This is a genomic window from Caballeronia telluris (genome assembly GCF_001544495.1).
GTDB lineage: Bacteria > Pseudomonadota > Gammaproteobacteria > Burkholderiales > Burkholderiaceae > Caballeronia > Caballeronia telluris.
Map to the genome: position 1 here is coordinate 185123 of NZ_FCNZ02000007.1, position 18571 is coordinate 203693.

At 64.8% G+C, this 18571-nt stretch carries 16 protein-coding genes; 4 read left to right on the forward strand and 12 right to left on the reverse strand.

All coding sequences use genetic code 11. The features are described 5' to 3' along the window. Positions 1 to 14: 14 nt before the first annotated feature. Both AWB66_RS11495 and phaC read right to left on the reverse strand, forming a co-directional pair. Positions 15 to 1196, reverse strand: a complete 1182-nt coding sequence (locus AWB66_RS11495) for an acetyl-CoA C-acetyltransferase (RefSeq protein WP_087630422.1) — start codon at positions 1194 to 1196, stop codon at positions 15 to 17. 93 nt (positions 1197 to 1289) lie between these two features. Then, positions 1290 to 3296 (reverse strand): class I poly(R)-hydroxyalkanoic acid synthase, encoded by a 2007-nt coding sequence (gene phaC / locus AWB66_RS11500; protein WP_200818971.1) that lies wholly within the window; start codon positions 3294 to 3296, stop codon positions 1290 to 1292. Positions 3297 to 3394: 98 nt separating this feature from the next. On the opposite strand from phaC, the gene AWB66_RS32925 reads away from it, so the two are divergent. After that, a complete protein-coding gene (locus tag AWB66_RS32925; RefSeq protein WP_125469712.1) occupies positions 3395 to 3667 on the forward strand; it encodes a hypothetical protein in 273 nt (90 codons plus the stop codon). Between the two features lie 61 nt (positions 3668 to 3728). Here AWB66_RS32925 and pgeF read toward each other — a convergent pair whose 3' ends face one another. Next, positions 3729 to 4583, reverse strand: coding sequence for a peptidoglycan editing factor PgeF (gene pgeF, locus AWB66_RS11505; RefSeq protein ID WP_087630423.1), 855 nt, complete (start codon positions 4581 to 4583; stop codon positions 3729 to 3731). Beyond that, complete coding sequence (locus AWB66_RS11510) at positions 4580 to 5815, reverse strand: RluA family pseudouridine synthase (RefSeq protein WP_087630424.1); 1236 nt, start codon at positions 5813 to 5815, stop codon at positions 4580 to 4582. Before AWB66_RS11510 ends, pgeF begins: the two co-directional genes overlap by 4 nt. Before the next feature lie 42 nt (positions 5816 to 5857). Here AWB66_RS11510 and AWB66_RS11515 point away from each other — a divergent pair, with 42 nt between their 5' ends. Next, positions 5858 to 6691 (forward strand): outer membrane protein assembly factor BamD, encoded by an 834-nt coding sequence (locus tag AWB66_RS11515; RefSeq protein ID WP_200818973.1) that lies wholly within the window; start codon positions 5858 to 5860, stop codon positions 6689 to 6691. 57 nt (positions 6692 to 6748) lie between these two features. Here the strand turns inward: AWB66_RS11515 and AWB66_RS11520 are convergent, their stop codons facing one another. The 3 genes from AWB66_RS11520 to AWB66_RS11530 form a co-directional block, all read right to left on the reverse strand. Then, positions 6749 to 9007, reverse strand: a complete 2259-nt coding sequence (locus AWB66_RS11520) for a DNA repair helicase YoaA (RefSeq protein ID WP_087630426.1) — start codon at positions 9005 to 9007, stop codon at positions 6749 to 6751. Between the two features lie 56 nt (positions 9008 to 9063). Further along, positions 9064 to 9294 (reverse strand): DUF465 domain-containing protein, encoded by a 231-nt coding sequence (locus AWB66_RS11525; RefSeq protein ID WP_165829913.1) that lies wholly within the window; start codon positions 9292 to 9294, stop codon positions 9064 to 9066. Between the two features lie 86 nt (positions 9295 to 9380). Continuing rightward, positions 9381 to 10337 carry a colicin transporter gene (locus AWB66_RS11530; RefSeq protein ID WP_235021089.1) on the reverse strand — a complete coding sequence of 319 codons (957 nt, stop codon included), beginning with the start codon at positions 10335 to 10337 and terminating at the stop codon, positions 9381 to 9383. Between the two features lie 182 nt (positions 10338 to 10519). Between AWB66_RS11530 and AWB66_RS11535 the strand changes: the two genes are divergently transcribed. Beyond that, complete coding sequence (locus AWB66_RS11535) at positions 10520 to 12868, forward strand: Tex family protein (RefSeq protein WP_087630497.1); 2349 nt, start codon at positions 10520 to 10522, stop codon at positions 12866 to 12868. Positions 12869 to 12948: 80 nt separating this feature from the next. Here the strand turns inward: AWB66_RS11535 and AWB66_RS11540 are convergent, their stop codons facing one another. Together AWB66_RS11540 and AWB66_RS11545 are read right to left on the reverse strand one after the other, a co-directional pair. Further along, positions 12949 to 13278 (reverse strand): RnfH family protein, encoded by a 330-nt coding sequence (locus AWB66_RS11540; protein ID WP_087630427.1) that lies wholly within the window; start codon positions 13276 to 13278, stop codon positions 12949 to 12951. Further along, the gene (locus tag AWB66_RS11545) at positions 13275 to 13712 is read right to left on the reverse strand and encodes a type II toxin-antitoxin system RatA family toxin (protein WP_087630428.1); all 438 of its coding nucleotides are present in this window, start codon (positions 13710 to 13712) and stop codon (positions 13275 to 13277) included. The genes AWB66_RS11540 and AWB66_RS11545 overlap by 4 nt, the downstream gene beginning before the upstream one ends. Before the next feature lie 133 nt (positions 13713 to 13845). On the opposite strand from AWB66_RS11545, the gene smpB reads away from it, so the two are divergent. Then, positions 13846 to 14295, forward strand: a complete 450-nt coding sequence (smpB, locus tag AWB66_RS11550) for an SsrA-binding protein SmpB (RefSeq protein ID WP_087630429.1) — start codon at positions 13846 to 13848, stop codon at positions 14293 to 14295. 60 nt (positions 14296 to 14355) lie between these two features. Here smpB and AWB66_RS11555 read toward each other — a convergent pair whose 3' ends face one another. The 3 genes from AWB66_RS11555 to ppsA all read right to left on the reverse strand — a co-directional run bounded on the left by AWB66_RS11555 (position 14356) and on the right by ppsA (position 18256). Further along, positions 14356 to 15291: an SPFH domain-containing protein gene (locus tag AWB66_RS11555; RefSeq protein WP_087630430.1), complete on the reverse strand. Its 936-nt coding sequence runs from the start codon at positions 15289 to 15291 to the stop codon at positions 14356 to 14358. A 20-nt stretch (positions 15292 to 15311) separates the two neighbouring features. Further along, complete coding sequence (locus tag AWB66_RS11560; RefSeq protein ID WP_087630431.1) at positions 15312 to 15740, reverse strand: NfeD family protein; 429 nt, start codon at positions 15738 to 15740, stop codon at positions 15312 to 15314. 98 nt (positions 15741 to 15838) lie between these two features. Beyond that, on the reverse strand, positions 15839 to 18256 hold the full coding sequence (gene ppsA, locus AWB66_RS11565; protein WP_087630432.1) for a phosphoenolpyruvate synthase: 2418 nt from the start codon (positions 18254 to 18256) through the stop codon (positions 15839 to 15841). Between the last annotated feature and the right edge of the window lie 315 nt (positions 18257 to 18571).

Genomic DNA, 18571 nt, shown 5'->3' on the forward strand with positions numbered 1-18571 from the left:
TCTCCAAGTCCTTCTTACGGACGCTCGAGTGCCAGCGCCACGCCCATGCCGCCGCCGATGCACAGCGACGCCAAACCCTTCTTCGCGTCGCGCTTCTGCATTTCGTGCAGGAGCGTGACGAGAATGCGGCAACCGGACGCGCCGATCGGGTGTCCGATCGCGATCGCGCCGCCGTTCACGTTGACCTTCGACGTATCCCAGCCCATCTGCTTGTGGACCGCGAGCGCCTGCGCCGCGAACGCCTCGTTGATTTCCATCAGGTCGAGGTCGCTCGGAGACCAGCCCGCGCGTTCCAGGCAGCGCTTGGACGCCGGCACCGGGCCCATGCCCATCACCTTCGGATCGACGCCCGCGTTCGCGTAGGCCTTGATGCGCGCAAGCGGCGTGAGACCGAGCGCTTCGGCCTTTTTCGCCGACATCACGATCACGGCCGCGCCGCCGTCGTTCAGGCCCGACGCGTTGGCGGCCGTCACCGTGCCTTCCTTCGAGAATGCCGGCTTCAGGCCTGCGAGCGCTTCGGGCGTCACGCCGTGGCGCACGAACTCGTCGGTGGCGAACCTGAGCGGCTCGCCCTTGCGTTGCGGAATCTCGATCGGCACGATTTCATCGTCGAAGCGGCCCGCCTTCTGCGCGGCTTCCGCCTTGTTCTGCGACAGCGCCGCGAACTTGTCCTGCTCCTCGCGCGTGATGCCGTATTCCTTCGCGACGTTCTCGGCCGTCGTGCCCATGTGGTACTGGTTGAAGACGTCCCACAGGCCGTCGACGATCATCGAGTCGATCAGCTTCACATCGCCCATGCGAAAGCCGTCGCGCGAGCCCGGCAGCACGTGCGGCGCCGCGCTCATGTTCTCCTGGCCGCCGGCGATCACGATTTCCGCGTCGCCCGCGATGATCGCGTTGGCGGCGAGCATCACGGCCTTCAGGCCCGAGCCGCACACCTTGTTGATCGTCATGCCGGGCACCGAGTTCGGCAGGCCCGCCTTGATGAGCGACTGGCGCGCGGGGTTCTGGCCCGAACCGGCCGTGAGCACCTGGCCCATGATCACTTCGCTGATCTGCTCGGGCTTCAGGTTGGCGCGTTCGAGCACCGCGCGAATGACGGCAGCGCCGAGATCGGGTGCCGCGATCTTCGCGAGCGACCCGCCGAATTTGCCGACCGCTGTGCGCGCGGCCGAAACGATCACTACGTCAGTCATAACAGTTTCCTTTGGCTTCGAATGTTAAAGCGGACTCTTCAAGCTCGGTGCGCGGAACCTGCTGTCCGACGCACCGTTCAGGCGCCGGGCGGCTCAGTGGTCGCGTTGCAGCACATAGCGCCCGGGCGCGGGTTCGATGACGGGATATTCTTTCGATCCGAGCGACGCCGGTGCCTTCATCTTCTTGCCGGCGTAGCCGTCGAGCCAGTTCGTCCACGCGGGCCACCAGCTGCCCGGATGTTCCGTGGCGGCGGCGAGCCAGTCGTCGGCGTCGGCGGGCAGGCGCTTGTCGTCGGAGTCGATCATCCAGAAACTGCGCTTGTTCTTCGACGGCGGATTGATCACGCCCGCGATATGTCCCGACGCGCCGAGCACGAACGTCTGCGGCCCGCTGAGGAGCGGCGCCGACGCATACGCCGACGCCCACGGCACGATATGGTCGTCGCGCGAACCGTAGATGAAGGTCGGCACGTCGATGCGCGACAGGTCGACCGGCTCGCCGCAGGTCGTGAGCGCGTTGGGCTCGCGCAGCTTGTTTTCCAGATACGTGTTGCGCAGATACCAGACGCACATCGGACCGGGCAGGTTGGTCGAATCGCTGTTCCAGAACAGCAGGTCGAACGCCTGCGGCGTGCGTCCCTTCAGATAATTATCGACGACGTAGTTCCACACCAGGTCGTTCGGACGCAGATACGAGAACGTGTTCGCGAACTCGACGCCGCGCATGAGACCCGCGGGCGCGCCGTTCTTGCCGCCGATCGTCTGCTCGCGCATCTGCACGTGCGCCTCGTCGACGAAGACGTCGAGCACGCCCGTGTCGGAGAAATCGAGCATCGCGGTGAGGAGCGTCATCGAGGCGGCCGGATGTTCGCCGCGCGCCGCCGCGACCGCGAGCGCGGTCGAAAGGATCGTGCCGCCGATGCAAAAGCCGAGCGTGTTGATCTGCTCGCGGCCGGTGATCTGCCTGACGATCCCGATCGGTTCGAGCACGCCCTCTTGTACGTAATCGTCCCAGTTCTTGTGCGCGACCGACTGGTCGGCGTTGCGCCACGACAGGATGAACACCTGATGTCCCGCGTCGAGCGCGTGGCCGACGAGCGAGCTTTCCGGCTGCAGGTCGAGGATGTAGAACTTGTTGATGCACGGCGGCACGATCAGAAGCGGCCGCTCGAACACCTGCGACGTGTGCGGCTTGTAGTGGATCAGCTGCACGAGATCGTTTTCGAAGACGACAGCGCCTTTGGTCACTCCGATGTTCTTGCCCACCACGAAGCGTGACTCGTCCGACTGCGAAATCTTGCCGCGCTGCAGGTCGTTGAGCAGGTTCATCATGCCCTGCCAGAGGCTTTCGCCTTTGCTCTCGATGAGCGTCTTCTGCGCTTCCGGATTGAACGCGAGGAAGTTGCTCGGCGAGGCCGCGGCGGTCCACTGCTCCACGGTGAAGCGGATGCGTTCGCGGGTCTTCGGATCGGTGTCGACGGCGTTGGCGAGTTCCTGCAGATAGCGCGCGTTGAGCAGATACCACGCGGCGGTGAACGCGTAGGCCGGCGTCGACTGCCATGCCGTCGTGCTGAACCGGCGATCCTTCAGCGCGGCCGGATCGATGCTTTGCGCGCTCGCCTGCTTGAGCAGCTCGACGACATCACGCGAATAGTCACCCTGCAACTGCTGGAGGCGCTCCGGCGCGATCGCCGCCGCATTGGGAAACGGCGGGATATGCGGCATCGACGGCATGCCGGGCATCTGCGCAAAACCGCCCGCGAATCCGGGCATCTGGCCCGCGAGCTTCGAGAAATCCGGCATCGTGCCGAGCTTCGCGAAGTCCGGCAGCGGCATCGCGAACGGCGTGGCGCCCTGCGCTACCGCGAACGCGGCAAACGGATTCGCGGCGGCGCCACTGCCGGCAGCGTTGCCGTTCCCGCCATTCATCTGCTGAGTGAACTGCGTCCACTGCGCCGGATCGGCGACGGAACGCCAAGCGTTCAGCCACTGCTCGAACACTTGCTGCATGCCCGCCATGTCGGCGGGACGAGCGGCCTCCGACGTCGCATCGGTGGCATCTGAGCGGGAAGATGTAGAGGATGTTTTAGAGGCAGCCATACCCGCTTTTGACCTGTGAGTCTCGAAAGACTGGATTGCTGATGCAGGCGCTGCCGGGCTCGCCGTGACCAGCGCGCAAGTGGTGCGCCGAGTGCGCGATGGAAGCGGACCTTGCCACGCCGTGCCTGATTTCGGAGTGTTACCGGAACATTCTTGCTCCCGGGCGTCAGGCATGTCAATGCTTTGCCCCGATTTTGCCGCAGTGCGATAATTTTTTAATTATCGTTTTCCCCCATGCGATCGTTGCGTTCCATGATCGGGAGTTGCCCTTATATGAGGGCGCGGGCGAGTCGGTGCGCGACACACGGGCAAATGTCCGACATATTGCAGCACAGCAAAAAACGATCGGCACGGCGGACGTGGGCGCATGACAAAAGCCGTCGCGAGGTGCCGGCGACGGCCTTTTGCGTTGCACGCTTCGTTACGCGCTGTTCAGTCGGCGAGCCAGATCATCGCCGCCATGCGACCGGTCGTGCGATCCCGCCGATACGAATAGAAGCGCTCGCGCTCCGTCACCGTGCAGTGGGTGCCGCCGTGTACGCGCGTCCCGTCGATACCCGCGCTCGCGAGGCGCAAACGCGCGAGCGCGTAGATATCGGCGAGGTACTTGCCCTTCGACTGCATCGGGTTGAACGCGGCGGCGGTAGCGTCGCGCTGGCTCGGGGCAGCCGCCGAGACGAACGCGTCCAGCACATCCTCGCCGACTTCGAATGCCGAGGGACCGATCGCCGGTCCGAGGTACGCATGCAGCGCCGACGTATCGGCGCCCGCGAGCGACGCGACGCGCGCCGCCGTCTTCTCGACGATACCCGCGGCCAGTCCGCGCCATCCCGCATGCGCCGCGCCGACCGCGCGGCCCGCTTCATCGCAGAACAAGACCGGCAGGCAATCGGCGACCATCACGACGCACACGGTGTTCGCCCGATCCGTCACGCTCGCATCGGCGCGCACGGGGTCCGCGCCGGTCGCCAGGGCATTCGCGCAGCGGTCGATCACCGCGCCCGCCTCCGCGATGTCGGCGCCGTGAATCTGTTCCAGCCACGCGGCGGCCGGCGTCCCGGTGAGCGCGAGCAGCCGGCGGCGGTTTTCACGCACGGCGTCGGGCGAATCGCCGGTGTGCAGCCCGAGATTCAGACCGCCCCCGCCCGCGCGCGCGCCGCCGAACGGCGCCGCACTGACGCCGCCGTTGCGCGTCGTGGCGAGCGCCCGCACGCGCGTGGACACGCCCGACGCGTGCCAGCCGGGCCACAGGCAATCATCGGCAAGCAATGCACGCGGTTCGTTCATTCTTCGTCGTCCTCGTCATCGCCTGCGTAGTCTTCGTCCTCGTACGCTTCATCCATCTCGACCCCCTCGGGGAAATCGTCGTCATCGTCGTCGAGATCGGTTTCTGCGTCGCCGCCGAGGCCCAGTTCGGCGGCCAGGATCGCGATGTCCTCGGGGACGTCCGCGCGCCAGTGCACATCCTTGCCCGACACCGGATGAACCAGCCCGAGCCGCCAGGCATGCAGCGCCTGACGCTCGAAGCCGTTCGGCAGCGGCGTGACCGAGCGCTTGCCGCGCGCGCGCCCATAGACGGGGTCGCCCAGGAGCGGATGCCCGGCATGCGAGCAGTGCACGCGAATCTGATGGGTGCGGCCGGTTTCGAGATCGCAATGGACCGCCGAGACCGGCTGGCCGTGCCAGAGCGCGCGGTCGATGGTCCGGAAATGCGTGCGCGCGGGCTTGCCCGACGCGCTTTCCACCACCGCCATGCGAGTGCGGTCGCGCGGATCGCGGCCGATCGGCGCGTCGATGGTGCCTTCGTCGCGCATGTTGCCCCACACGAGCGCGACGTAGCGCCGCTTCACCGTGCGCGCCTGCAACTGGCGCGTGAGGAGTGTCTGCGCCTCGAGCGTGCGCGCGACGACCATGAGCCCCGAGGTCTCCTTGTCGAGCCGGTGCACGATGCCCGCGCGCGGCAGGCCGGCGGCGGCCTCGCCGTAGCGGTACAGAAGGCCGTTGAGCAGCGTGCCGCTCCAGTTCCCCGCCGCCGGATGCACGACCATGCCCGCCGGCTTGTTGATGACGACGAGCGCATCGTCCTCGTAGACGATGTCAAGCGGCACCGGTTCCGGCGTGAACGCGAGCTGCTCGGGGAGCAGGTCGGGCACGAGCGTGATCGTCGCGCCGAGCGGCACCGGCTGGCGCACCTTGGCCGGCGCGCCGTCGATCTGCACGCGCTCGGCCTCGATCCAGCCCTGCAGGCGGCTGCGCGAGAATTCGGGGAATATTCTCGCGAGGACCTTGTCGAGCCGCTCGCCCGCGAATTCGTCGGGCACGCGCGCGATGCGCGGCGTTTCGGCATCGGCGCGGCGCTCGGCGAGCATCGTCGGCACGGGGCTCGCCGTGCCCTCGACGGGCGGCGCGGCGCGGCTGTCAGCGTCGGCTGAATCGTCCGGACGTGCGTCGTCGGGCGAAGCGCTTCGGCTATAATCTTCGTTGCGATCTTTGGTACGACGAGTACTTGAGCGGGTCATTTAGACAGAAAGCCGGGAAATAGCTAGGAAATGCAAGCACTGATGCGAGCCCTCTACACCACCAAACAGTCGATGCAGAATTCGATCAAGTATCTGGCGCTGGCCGCTGGCGTTGCCATTGTCGCGGGTTGCCACGGCCTGCCCGAGAAGACCGACGAAACGGCAGCCTGGAATAACAACAAATTATATACGGAGGCTCAGGACGCGCTGTCCGGCAGCGACTACGGCAAGTGCGCGAAGTACTTCGAAGCGCTCGAAGGCCGCGACCCGTTCGGCCATTTCGCGCAGCAGGCGCAGATCAACGTCGCGTACTGCAACTGGAAGGACAGCGAAACGGCGGCCGCCGACCAGGCCATCGACCGCTTCATCAAGCTGCATCCCGATCATCCGGAAATCTCATACGCGTACTACCTGAAGGGGATGATCCACTTCAACGACGACCTCGGTCTCTTCGGCCGCTTCTCCGGCCAGGACATGAGCGAGCGCGACCCGAAGTCGCTGCGCGAATCGTATGACGCGTTCAAGATCGTCGTCGACCGCTATCCGAACAGCAAGTACGCGCCGGACGCCGCGCAGCGCATGCGCTATATCGTGAACGCGCTGGCGTCGCACGAAGTGCACGCCGCAGATTACTATTATCGTCGCGGCGCATACGTGGCGGCCATCAACCGCGCGCAGCTCGCCATCCGCGAATACAAGAACGCGCCGGCAACCGAAGACGCGCTGCACATCATGATGCTGTCGTATCAGAAGCTCGACCAGCCGCAACTCGCCGACGACACCAAGCGCGTGCTCGCCGCCACGTTCCCCGACAGCCCGTATGTGACCGGCAAGCGCCGCGCGGGCGCCGAGAAGCCCTGGTATCAAATCTGGTAAGCGCGACGTTCCGAAGCGAAGGTCCGACGAAATACCCGGCTCGACAGCCGGGTTTTTTTATTCCTCCGCGATCGCGTCGCCGCCGGCGGGATTCGCGAAAAACTCGCGCACGACGTCGATCTCGCGCGTGCGCTTGAACGGCGGCAGGCTTTGCCAGATGCGTCGCCCGTAAGGTTTGTCGACGAGCCGCGTATCGCAGATCATCAGCACGCCGCGATCGGTCTCCGCTCGAATCAGCCGGCCCGCGCCCTGCTTGAGCGTGATCACCGCCTGCGGCAACTGATGCACCGCGAACGGACTCAAGCCCTTTTTCGTCAGCGCTTCGAGCCGCGCCGACAGCACCGGATCGTCCGGCGGCGCGAACGGCAGCTTGTCGATGACGACGAGCGACAAGGCGTCGCCGCGCACGTCGACGCCCTCCCAGAAGCTCTGGCTCCCGACGAGGATCGCATTGCCGTACGCGCGAAAGCGATCGAGCAGTTCGGTGCGGCTCGCGTCGCCCTGCACGAGGAGCGGCGTCTCCCAGCCGCGCCGCTCGATCGTCTCGCGCAGACGATTCGCGATGCGGTCCACCGCCCGCAGCGTCGTGCACAGCACGAACACGCCGCCGCCCGCGGCCTCGATCGCCGGCAGCGCGGCTTCGAACACGGCATCGGTGAATTGCGGCGACGACGGCTGCGGCAGGTTGCGCGGCACGTAAAGCAGCCCCTGCGTCGGATAGTCGAAGGGGCTCGGCAGCGTCATCGAACGGCGCGCGTTCAGGCCCATCTGCGCGGCATAGTGTGTGAAGTCGCCGCGCACCGAAAGCGTCGCCGACGTGAAAATCCACGCGCGCGGCACGCCCGCGCGCTGCTTCGCGAAAATCGGCGCGACCGACAGCGGCGTCTCGTGCAACTGCACCGTGTGCGAGAACACTTCGATCCAGCGCACCATCTCGTTCGGATCGGCCTTCGCGGCTTCTTTCGCCGCCGCTTCGTTCTCGACGACCGCGCGTTCCGTCGACGTCGGCGGCGCGGTCCAGCCGGCGAGCAGCGTCTGCAACTCGCGCGCGCGGCGCACGAGCGCCTGAAGCGATTCCGCCCGCTCCGCGTGCGCCGAGAGCGCGGCGGTGAGCGCGTCGAGATGCGTTTCGAGCGCGTCGAGCGCTTCAAAGAGCGGATGATCGTCGGCGAGCTGGCCGAGCGACATGCGCACCGAATCCTCGCGAAACGCGAGCCGCACGTCGCGCGCCGCGCGTTCGAGCGCCGCGCCGAATTTAGTCCAGTCGGTGGCGTCGCGCGCGTGGCTCAGGCCTTCCGCGACCGTATCGCGCGCGAGTTCCAGGAACTGCGTCGTCGAGACGGTCACGCCGAAGAAGAGCGTCGCGGTCTCGGGCAACTGATGCGCTTCGTCGAAGATGATGGTGTTCGCGGTCGGCAGCAGTTCGGCCATGCCGGTGTCGCGCAGCATGACGTCGGCGAAGAACAGATGGTGATTCACCACGACGATGTCCGCCTGCTGCGCCTCGCGGCGCGCCTGCATGACGAAGCACTCCTTGTAATGCGGACACTCCTGGCCGAGGCAGTTGTCGCGCGTGGACGTGACCATCGGCCAGACCGGCGAATTCTCCGGGACGCTCGCCAGCTCGGCCTTGTCGCCGGTACGCGTGATCTTCGCGAAACGGATGATGTCCTGCAGATGCGACGTGTCCTGGCGCGTCGGCAGGCGGCCGTTGTCGGCGGTGCGCTGCAGGTAGTAGTGACACAGGTAGTTCGCGCGGCCCTTGAGCATCGCGACCGACACGGGAACGGCGAGCGCGTCGCGCACGGTCGGGATGTCGCGCTGGAACAGCTGGTCCTGCAAGTGCTTCGTGCCCGTCGAAACGACGACCTTGCCGCCCCACAGCATCGCCGGCACGAGATACGCGTAGGTCTTGCCGGTGCCCGTGCCCGCCTCGACGATCAGCGTGTTTTCGCCGCCGTCGATCGCCGCCTTCGCGGTCGCGATGCCCACTTCGTCCGGTTGCTCGTCGACGCTCGACTTCGGCGCATCGGACGGTCCGAGCTTGCGCGCGGGACGGCGCTGCGCCGCGAACATCGCGGGCTCGGGCATCGCGCGGCCCGACGCTTCCATCGCGGCCGCCACGGCGCGCGCCATGTCGATCTGCGACGCGCGCGGACGATAGCCGTCGATGGCGCTTGCGAGCACGCCAGCGGCAGAAAAGATGGAATCGAGTTCGGCGCGGCGCTTGTCCGCGAGGACGAGCGGCGCGATGGCGTCGTCCGGAGTCGCGCTCGGGTTCGCGTTCGTATGCGTCGGGGATGCGGGTGAGTTCAAGGCAAGCGGTTCCTGCGAATGCCGGCGCGCGCGCGATGCACGGTCGATGCGCGGCGTCAGTGCGCGTCCGGCTCCAGCTGCAATTGCAGCAGGATGATGGTGTCTTTCACCTTGAGCTTGCGCTTTTTCAGGCGCCTTAGCTCCAGGTCGTTGATGCCGGGCACGGTCGCCATCTTGCCGATCAGCGTATCGAGATCGTGATGCTCGGTCTGCAATTGCGCGATGCGATCGCGGATCATGGCTGCATCCACGGTCACGCCTGGCGTGTTGGTCAAACGCTGTTGCATGCTCGCCTCCTCACATCACGGCGCTATCCACATCGACATGCATCGAGACGCGGCTTCGCCCGAGGTTGCTGTCCGGCCCGAAGGTGCTACTTGTTCTGTTGCTGCGGCTGTTGTTGCTGTTGCTGCTGTTTCAGTTGTTGCTGACGCTGCTGCTCCTGCTGGGCTTCGAGCGCCTTCTGCTGCTGCTTGGCCGCCGCCTCTTTCTGGCGCGCCTCGACTTCCGTCTTGTGCAGTTCCGCTTGCCGCTGCTTTTCGGCATAGCGGTCCGCCTTTGCCTCGCGATCGCGTGCGTCCTGCGCGCCGCGCGCGCGCGCTTCGTCGAGCTGCTTCTGGTAGTCCGCCTGCTTGCGCTGATAGGCGGCCTCGTTCGCGGCGCGCTGCGGCGCCTCGGCGTTGCGTTGCGCTGCCGCCAGTTCGTTCTGGCGCTGCTTCTCGGCAAACGACGTCTCGTTTGCCTTCTCGTTCGCCCCGCGCTGCGGTGCGTCGGCTTCGTATTGCGCGCGCTTGACCGCCGCCTGCTGGTCGCGCTCCTTCGCGTGCTGCACGCGCTGCTCGTCGTCGAGCGCGAGTTGCTCCGTGCGGATGCTGCGCTGCTCCACGCGCATCTGGTCGCGCGCCTTATCGAGGCAGTGATTCACGAAGAACGTGCTGTAGCAGTCGTGCTGCGCAACGCCATACCGGTAGTCGTTCGCTTCGGTGCGCTTGTTCAGCGCCTTCTGGCGGCCGTCGAAGCCGGAATCCGCGCTCGACGCCGACGCATTGTCCGCCTCCGCCGATTCGCCGAGCGGTTTCGCGCTCACCGACGTAGTCGGATCGATCGGCTTCGGTTTCGCGGTCTGCGCGAGCGCATTGTGCGCCGGCATCGCTGCGATCATGACCAGCACGGCAAACGACGACGTGAGCGCGGCGGCCCGCCGTACAGCCGGCGAGACGGCCCGCCACGGCAGGGCAAAGGACGAAGCGACGGCGGATTTCGATGCGCTCGCGGACGATACGCTCGGCGGGACGTGGATCAGGCGGGAGGTCGGCAACGTGATGGGCAAGCGGCTTGAACGATCCCGAAATTCTATCACCGCGCGCCGGGACGCCCCGGCATTTATGGCAAAATGCCCCGCTTCACCAACCCGGCCGGCGTGCTCGTGCCCCAAAGCTCCCGCGAGCATCGCGCGAGTGCTCCACGAAAGCGCCGACGCCCTTGATGAGCCAGCAGGCAGTGCAGAAACCCATGACGGAAACCGTAGCAGTCAAGATCGTACAGCGCATCGCCACGGAGTTGAGCGTCCAGCCGCGCCAGGTCGCCGCAGCCGTGCAACTCCTCGACGAAGGCTCGACCGTCCCGTTCATCGCCCGGTATCGCAAGGAAGTGACCGGCAATCTCGACGATACGCAACTGCGCAATCTCGAAGAACGGCTCCTGTACTTGCGCGAACTCGAAGACCGCCGCGCGTCGATCATCCACAGCATCGACGAACAGGGCAAGCTCACCGGCGAACTGCGCGCCGCGATCGAAGGCGCGGACAGCAAGCAGGTCCTCGAAGACCTGTATCTGCCGTACAAGCCGAAGCGTCGCACGCGCGCGCAGATCGCCCGCGAAGCCGGTTTGCAGCCGCTCGCGGACGCGCTCCTCGCCGATCCGAAACTCGACCCGCAAGCAGAAGCCGCTAAGTTCGTCGACGCGGAGAAAGGCGTCGCCGACGTGAAGGCCGCGCTCGACGGCGCGCGCGACATTCTTTCCGAGCAATTCGGCGAAACAGCCGAGATTCTCGGCAAGCTGCGCGACTACCTGTTCAACCAGGGCCGCGTCATATCGACGGTGGTCGATGGCAAACAGGGCGACGAAGGCGAGAAATTCCGCGACTACTACGAGTACAGCGAGACGATCCGCACCGTGCCGTCGCACCGCGCGCTCGCGCTCTTTCGCGGACGCAACGCCGGCGTGCTGATGGTGAAACTCGGCCTCGGCGAAGAACTCGACGCGCAGGTGCCGCATCCCGGCGAAGCGATGATCGCGCAGCATTTCGGCATCGCGAACCAGGGGCGCCCGGCCGACAAATGGCTTTCCGACGTCTGCCGCTGGTGCTGGCGCGTGAAGGTGCAACCGAGCATCGAAAACGACCTGCTCACGCAGTTGCGCGAGGAAGCGGAAGCCGAAGCGATCCGCGTGTTCGCGCGCAACCTGAAGGACCTGCTGCTCGCCGCGCCCGCCGGTCCGAAGGCCGTGATCGGTCTCGATCCGGGACTGCGCACCGGTGTGAAGGTCGCGGTCGTCGATCGCACGGGCAAGCTGCTCGCCACCGACACGATCTTCCCGCACGAGCCGCGTCGCGACTGGGACGGCTCGCTCGCGAAGCTCGCGCGCATCGCGGCGCAGACGCAGGCCGAACTGATCAGCATCGGCAACGGCACGGCTTCGCGCGAAACCGACAAGCTCGCGAGCGAACTCATCGCGAAGCATCCGGAACTGAATTTGCAGAAGATCGTCGTCTCGGAAGCGGGCGCGTCGGTGTATTCGGCGTCCGAACTCGCCGCGAAGGAGTTTCCGGAACTGGATGTGTCGTTGCGCGGTGCCGTCTCGATCGCGCGCCGGCTGCAAGACCCGCTCGCCGAGCTCGTCAAGATCGAGCCGAAAGCGATCGGCGTCGGCCAGTATCAGCACGACGTGAACCAGCGCGAACTCGCGCGCTCGCTCGATGCGGTCGTCGAGGATTGCGTGAACGCGGTCGGCGTCGATGCGAACACGGCGTCGGTCGCCCTGCTCGCGCGCGTGTCGGGGCTGAACGCGACGCTCGCGCGCAATATCGTCGAATTCCGCGATGCGAACGGGCCGTTCCCGTCGCGCGAGCATCTGAAGAAGGTGCCGCGTCTCGGCGACAAGACCTTCGAGCAGGCCGCCGGGTTTTTGCGGATCAACAACGGCGTGAATCCGCTGGACCGTTCGTCGGTGCATCCGGAGGCGTATCCGGTCGTCGAGCGCATTCTCGCGAAGATCAACAAGCACGTCGCCGATGTGCTCGGCCGTCGCGAGTCGCTCTCGGGCCTCTCGCCGGCTGAATTCGTCGACGAGCGCTTCGGGCTACCGACCGTGCGCGACATTCTCTCCGAGCTGGAGAAGCCGGGCCGCGATCCGCGTCCGGAGTTCAAGACGGCGACGTTTCGCGAAGGCGTCGAGAAAATCTCGGACCTCACGCCGGGCATGGTGCTGGAAGGCGTCGTGACGAACGTGGCGGCCTTCGGGGCGTTCGTCGATATCGGCGTGCATCAGGACGGGCTCGTGCACGTCTCGGCGATGTCGACGAAGTTCATCAAGGACCCGCACGAAGTCGTGAAGGCGGGTCAGGTGGTAAAGGTCAAGGTGCTCGAAACCGATGTGAAGCGCCAGCGCATCGCGCTCACGATGCGTCTCGACGACGATTTCGCCCCGGCCAACGCCGCGACGGGAGCGGGCGCGGGTTCGCAGCGCGGCGCGCAGGACCGGCGCGGCGGCGGCAGCGCGCGCGACGTGCGCGGCAACAATCGTCGCGAGTCGGAGCCGGGTGGGGCCATGGCGGCGGCGTTCGCGAAGCTCAAGCGCTGACGCTTGCCGCAAAAGACAAAAAGGCCGTTCCGGCGCAAGCCGGAACGGCCTTTTTACTGGCGGCGCGACGCTAAGGCGCCCTACCGCGAGTCCTTCGACTGCCACTTCCGCCCTTCGATCGACCCCGCCTTGCGCGTCTTCTCGACGCGCCGCTGACGCGCCATCTTCGGATCGACCTTCAGCGGCCGGTAAATCTCCACGCGATCGAACTCGGCGAGCACGGCATCGAGCGGCGCGAGCTTGCCGAACACGCCGACCTTCTGCGTCGTCAGATCGACTTCGGGATGGCGCGCAAGCACGCCGCTCGCGTCGATGGCCTGTTGCACGGTGGCGCCTTCGGGCAGATCGAGCGTCGCGAGGAAGCTTTGTTCACCGGCCAAGCCATAGCAGACATCGATGCGCATGCTCATGCCTTGCCGTACTTCTGATCGGCGCGTTTGACGAACGAATCGACGAACGTATTGGCGATGTGGCTGAACACCGGCCCGATGATCTTTTCCAGGATCACGTTCGAAAACTCGTAATGCAGCGCGAATTCGATCTTGCACGCATCCGCGCGCAACGGCGTGAAACGCCAGAAGCCCGTGAACTTCTTGAAAGGACCGTCCATGAACTCCATATCGATGCTGGTCGGACGCTTTTGCGTGTTGCGCGTCGCGAAGTGCTGCTTGATTCCCTTGAAGTTGATGTCGATCTTCGCTTCCATGCCGGTTTCGTCCTGACGCCGGACTTCGACGCCACCGCACCACGGCAGGAAATTGGGGTAGTCGGCAACGTCGGTGACGAGGCCGAACATCTGTTCCGCCGAGTGGCGGATCAACACGGTTTTCTGGACATCTGCCATAAAGGGCGCAACACAGTGGCAAGAGTGGGAAGCATCGCGGCCTGCATCGTCAGACGTTACAGGCGAGGTTCGGCCCCGTCCGGCGCCGCGCTGCTAAAATCAGGATTTTAAACGAGTTGGGCACTTTCCATTCATGAGCATCATCGACAACAGAAAAGCCTTCTTCGATTACTTCATCGAAGATCGCTACGAAGCCGGGCTCGTGCTTGAAGGGTGGGAAGTCAAGGCCATCCGCGCCGGCCGCACGCAGATCAAGGAAGGCTACGTCATCATTCGTGACGGCGAGCTGTATCTGATCGGCGCGCACATCAGCCCGCTGCCGGAAGCCTCCACCCACATTCACCCCGACCCTGTGCGCACGCGCAAGCTGCTCTTGCACAAGGAAGAGATTTCGAAGCTGATCAGCAAAGTCGAGCAGCGCGGCCACACGCTCGTGCCGCTCAATCTTCATTACAAAGGCGGCCGCGTGAAATGCGAGATCGGTCTCGCGAAGGGCAAGAAGATGCACGACAAGCGCGAAACCGAGAAGAAGCGCGACTGGGAACGCGAAAAGGCGCGCATCATGCGCACGTCGACGCGCTGACGCGTTGGCATCGCCGATAGAAAAAGGGCGCTGACCTCACGGTCAGCGCCCTTTGTTTGTTCAGCTCTTGCGGATCACGCTGCCGCCGTCGCCCTTCATGATCGACAACGCGGAGGCGATCATCGAACTCATGTCCGCGAGATTGCCGGGCACGATCAGCGTGTTGCCCTGCTTCGCGATGTTGCCGAACGCGCCGACATACTGTTCCGCGATCTTCAGGTTCACCGCGTCCATGCCGCCGCCCGTCTGAATAGCGGCGCCGACCTTTTCGATCGCCTGCGCGTTTGCCTCGGCGACGGCCAGAATCGCCGACGCCTCGCCCTGCGCCTGGTTGATGGCCGCCTGACGCTCGCCTTCGGATTTGTGGATCGCGGCCTCGCGCGCGCCCCACGCGATATTGATCTGCTCCTGCTTGCGCCCTTCCGACGCCGCGATCACCGCGCGCTTCTCACGCTCGGCGGTAATCTGCGCCTGCATCGCGTGGAGGATTTCCTTCGGCGGCGTCAGGTCCTTGATCTCGTAGCGCAGCACCTTCACGCCCCAGTTCGACGCTGCTTCGTCGAGCGCGGTGACGATCGAATGGTTGATGTAGTCGCGTTCCTCGAAGGTCTTGTCGAGTTCGAGCTTGCCGATCACGGAGCGCAAGGTCGTCTGCGAAAGCTGCGTGATCGCGTACACGAAGTTGCTGGAACCGTAGGACGCCTTCATCGCGTCCGTCACCTGGAAATACAGCACGCCGTCCACCTGCAACTGCGTGTTGTCGCGCGTGATGCAGACTTGGCTCGGCACTTCGAGCGGAATCTCCTTCAGCACATGCTTGTACGCCACGCGGTCGATGAACGGCAGCACGATCGTGAGACCGGGCGTGAGCGTCGCGTGATAGCGGCCGAGGCGTTCGAGCACCCACGCATGTTGCTGCGGCACGATCTTGACGGTCCGCACGGCGATCACGACCACGATCACCAGCAGGATTGCCCCGACGATGGTTACGTCCATTTTTAAACTCCTTTAGTTATTCAACGCTTTGCCGCGACGACCAGCCGGTTGCCCTGCATCGCCGTGATCCGGTACCAGCCCGCGCCCTCGGTTTCCCCCGGCGCGAGTTCGATATCCCATTGCGCGCCGCGATACATCGCGCGCGCACGGCCTTCGTGCCATTCGTTCACCTGCAGCGTCTCGCCGATGTCGAGATTCACGTTGACGTCGCGCGACGCGTCGCGCTTCTTCCAGTTACCAAAGCGCGATCGGCGCAGTCCGACCACCGAGACCAACGCCACGCCCGCCGCTGCCGCAAGCTCGACGGCGAGCGTCGCGCCGAACCAATGCGCGAGCCCGCCCGCGATGAAACCGAGCGCGATCATCAGCAGGTAGAACGTGCCCGTGAGCAACTCGGCCACGACGAGCGCGCCGGCTACGATCCACCAGAAAAGTCCGCTTGAGGCCATGCCAGTCTCCAAACGAAAACACCCCGGAATATCCGGGGTGTTTATAGCACGGCAGCCATCTCGAAAAAGCTATCGCGAGGCCGCCATGGGATGCTTGCTTACTTGTTCAACGCCTTCGCGAGCGTCTGCCACGTATCGATGATCGTATCCGGATTCAGCGACATCGACTTGATGCCTTCCTTCGCGAGCCATTCGGCGAGGTCCGGGTGATCCGAGGGACCCTGTCCGCAGATGCCGACGTACTTATCGAGGCGCAGGCACGTTTCGATGGCGCGCTTCAGCATGAACTGCACGGCCGGATCGCGTTCGTCGAAGTCGACGGCGAGCAGTTCCATGCCCGAGTCGCGGTCGAGGCCGAGCGTCAACTGCGTGAGGTCGTTCGAACCGATCGAGAAGCCGTCGAAGAACTGCAGGAACTCTTCGGCGAGAATCGCGTTCGACGGCACTTCGCACATCATGACGAGCTTGAGGCCGTTCACGCCGCGCTTCAGGCCGAACTTCTCCAGCAGCCCAACCACGCGTTCCGCCTGCTTCAGCGTGCGCACGAACGGCACCATGATCTCGACGTTGTCCAGCCCCATTTCCTCGCGCACCTTCTTCAGCGCAATGCATTCCATGTGGAACGCTTCGGCGAAGTCGTCGGAAATGTAACGCGACGCGCCGCGGAAACCGAGCATCGGGTTTTCTTCGTCCGGCTCGTAGCGCGAACCGCCGATCAGCTTCTTGTACTCGTTCGACTTGAAGTCCGACAGACGCACGATCACGGGCTTCGGATAGAACGCCGCCGCGATCGTGGCGATGCCTTCGGTCAGCTTGTCGACGTAGAACGCACGCGGCGATGCGTGACCGCGCGCGACGCTCTCGACCGCCTTCTTCAGGTCCGCGTCGATGTTCGGGTACTCCAGAATCGCCTTCGGATGCACGCCGATGTTGTTGTTGATGATGAACTCGAGCCGCGCGAGGCCGACGCCTGCGTTCGGCAGTTGCGAGAAGTCGAACGCGAGCTGCGGATTGCCGACGTTCATCATGATCTTGACCGGAATCTCGGGCAGATCGCCGCGCTGGACTTCGGTGACTTCGGTTTCGAGCAGGCCGTCGTAGATCTTGCCTTCGTCGCCTTCCGCGCACGAGACCGTCACGAGCGCGCCTTCCTTCAGCACGTCGGTGGCGTCGCCGCAGCCGACGACCGCCGGCACGCCCAGTTCGCGCGCGATGATCGCCGCGTGGCAGGTGCGCCCGCCGCGATTCGTCACGATGGCCGATGCACGCTTCATCACCGGTTCCCAGTTCGGGTCGGTCATGTCGGCGACGAGCACGTCGCCCGGCTGCACACGTTCCATTTCCGACGGATCGTGGATCACGCGCACGGGGCCCGCGCCGATCTTCTGGCCAATCGCGCGGCCGGTGGCGAGCACGTTCGACTGGCCTTTCAGCTTGAAGCGCATCTCGGCCTTGCCGGCCGCCTGGCTCTTCACGGTTTCCGGACGCGCCTGCAGGATGAAGATCTTGCCGTCGCGACCATCCTTGCCCCACTCGATGTCCATCGGACGCTGATAGTGCTTCTCGATGATCACCGCGTATTTCGCGAGTTCGATCACGTCGTCGTCGCTGATGGAGAAGCGGTTGCGCTGCTCGTGCGTCACGTCGACGGTCTTCACGCGGCCTTCTTCGCCCGCTTTCGTGAATTCCATCTTGATGAGCTTCGAGCCGATCGAGCGGCGGATGATCGGATATTTGCCTGCGGCGAGCGTGGTCTTGAAGACGTAGAACTCGTCCGGATTGACGGCGCCCTGCACGACCGTTTCGCCGAGGCCATAGCTCGACGTGATGAACACGGCGTCCTTGAAGCCCGATTCGGTGTCGATGGTGAACATGACGCCCGCGGCGCCCACGTCCGAGCGGACCATGCGCTGCACACCCGCCGACAGCGCGACTTCAGCGTGCGTGAAGCCCTTGTGGACGCGATAGGAGATGGCGCGGTCGTTGTAGAGCGACGCGAACACGTGCTTCATGCGGTCGAGCACGTCCTCGACGCCGACCACGTTCAGATAGCTTTCCTGTTGACCCGCGAACGACGCGTCCGGCAAGTCTTCGGCGGTGGCCGACGAACGAACGGCAAACGACAGTTCTTCAGGCGAGCTGTTTTGCAGCGTGTCGAAACCCGCGCGGATGTCCGCTTCGAGGCGCGGCTGCATCGGCGCATCGACGATCCATTGGCGAATTTCCTTGCCGGCTTCGGCCAACGCCTTCACGTCGTCGACGTCGAGCGTTTCGAGGCGCTTCGCGATGCGCTCGGTCAGATTGTTGTGATTGAGGAAATCGCGAAAGGCCAATGCCGTCGTGGCGAAGCCCGTGGGCACGCGCACGCCGGCGCTCGCCAACTGGCTGATCATTTCGCCGAGCGACGCGTTCTTGCCGCCGACGATTTCGACATCGGTCATTCGCAACTGCTCGAATGGAACTACATACGCCTGATCCTTTGCGACATCTTTCGCAACATTGACTGCGTTAGTCATACAAGCCCCTGAGGTGGATGAAATTCTCGATCATGCAAGCGGGCTCTCGTGCGGCCGCGCCCGTTGAAAGCGCGTGCCGTACCTTGCACAACCTGTTTGATGAGCTATCGCAAAATAGTCCGCGGCGGTCGAAAAGCGCGTTTCGGACATGCGCGGAGTCGATCATTATTTGCTCGAATCGACGCCGATTTGCAGGAAAATCGCGCGAATCCGGGCGGAAACGACGAAATTCGATATCAAATTGTTCGCAATTGCTTATCGAACAGGTTGCCGCTATTCTACCGTGCTGGCTCTTGAAATGTTCTGCCGAGCCGA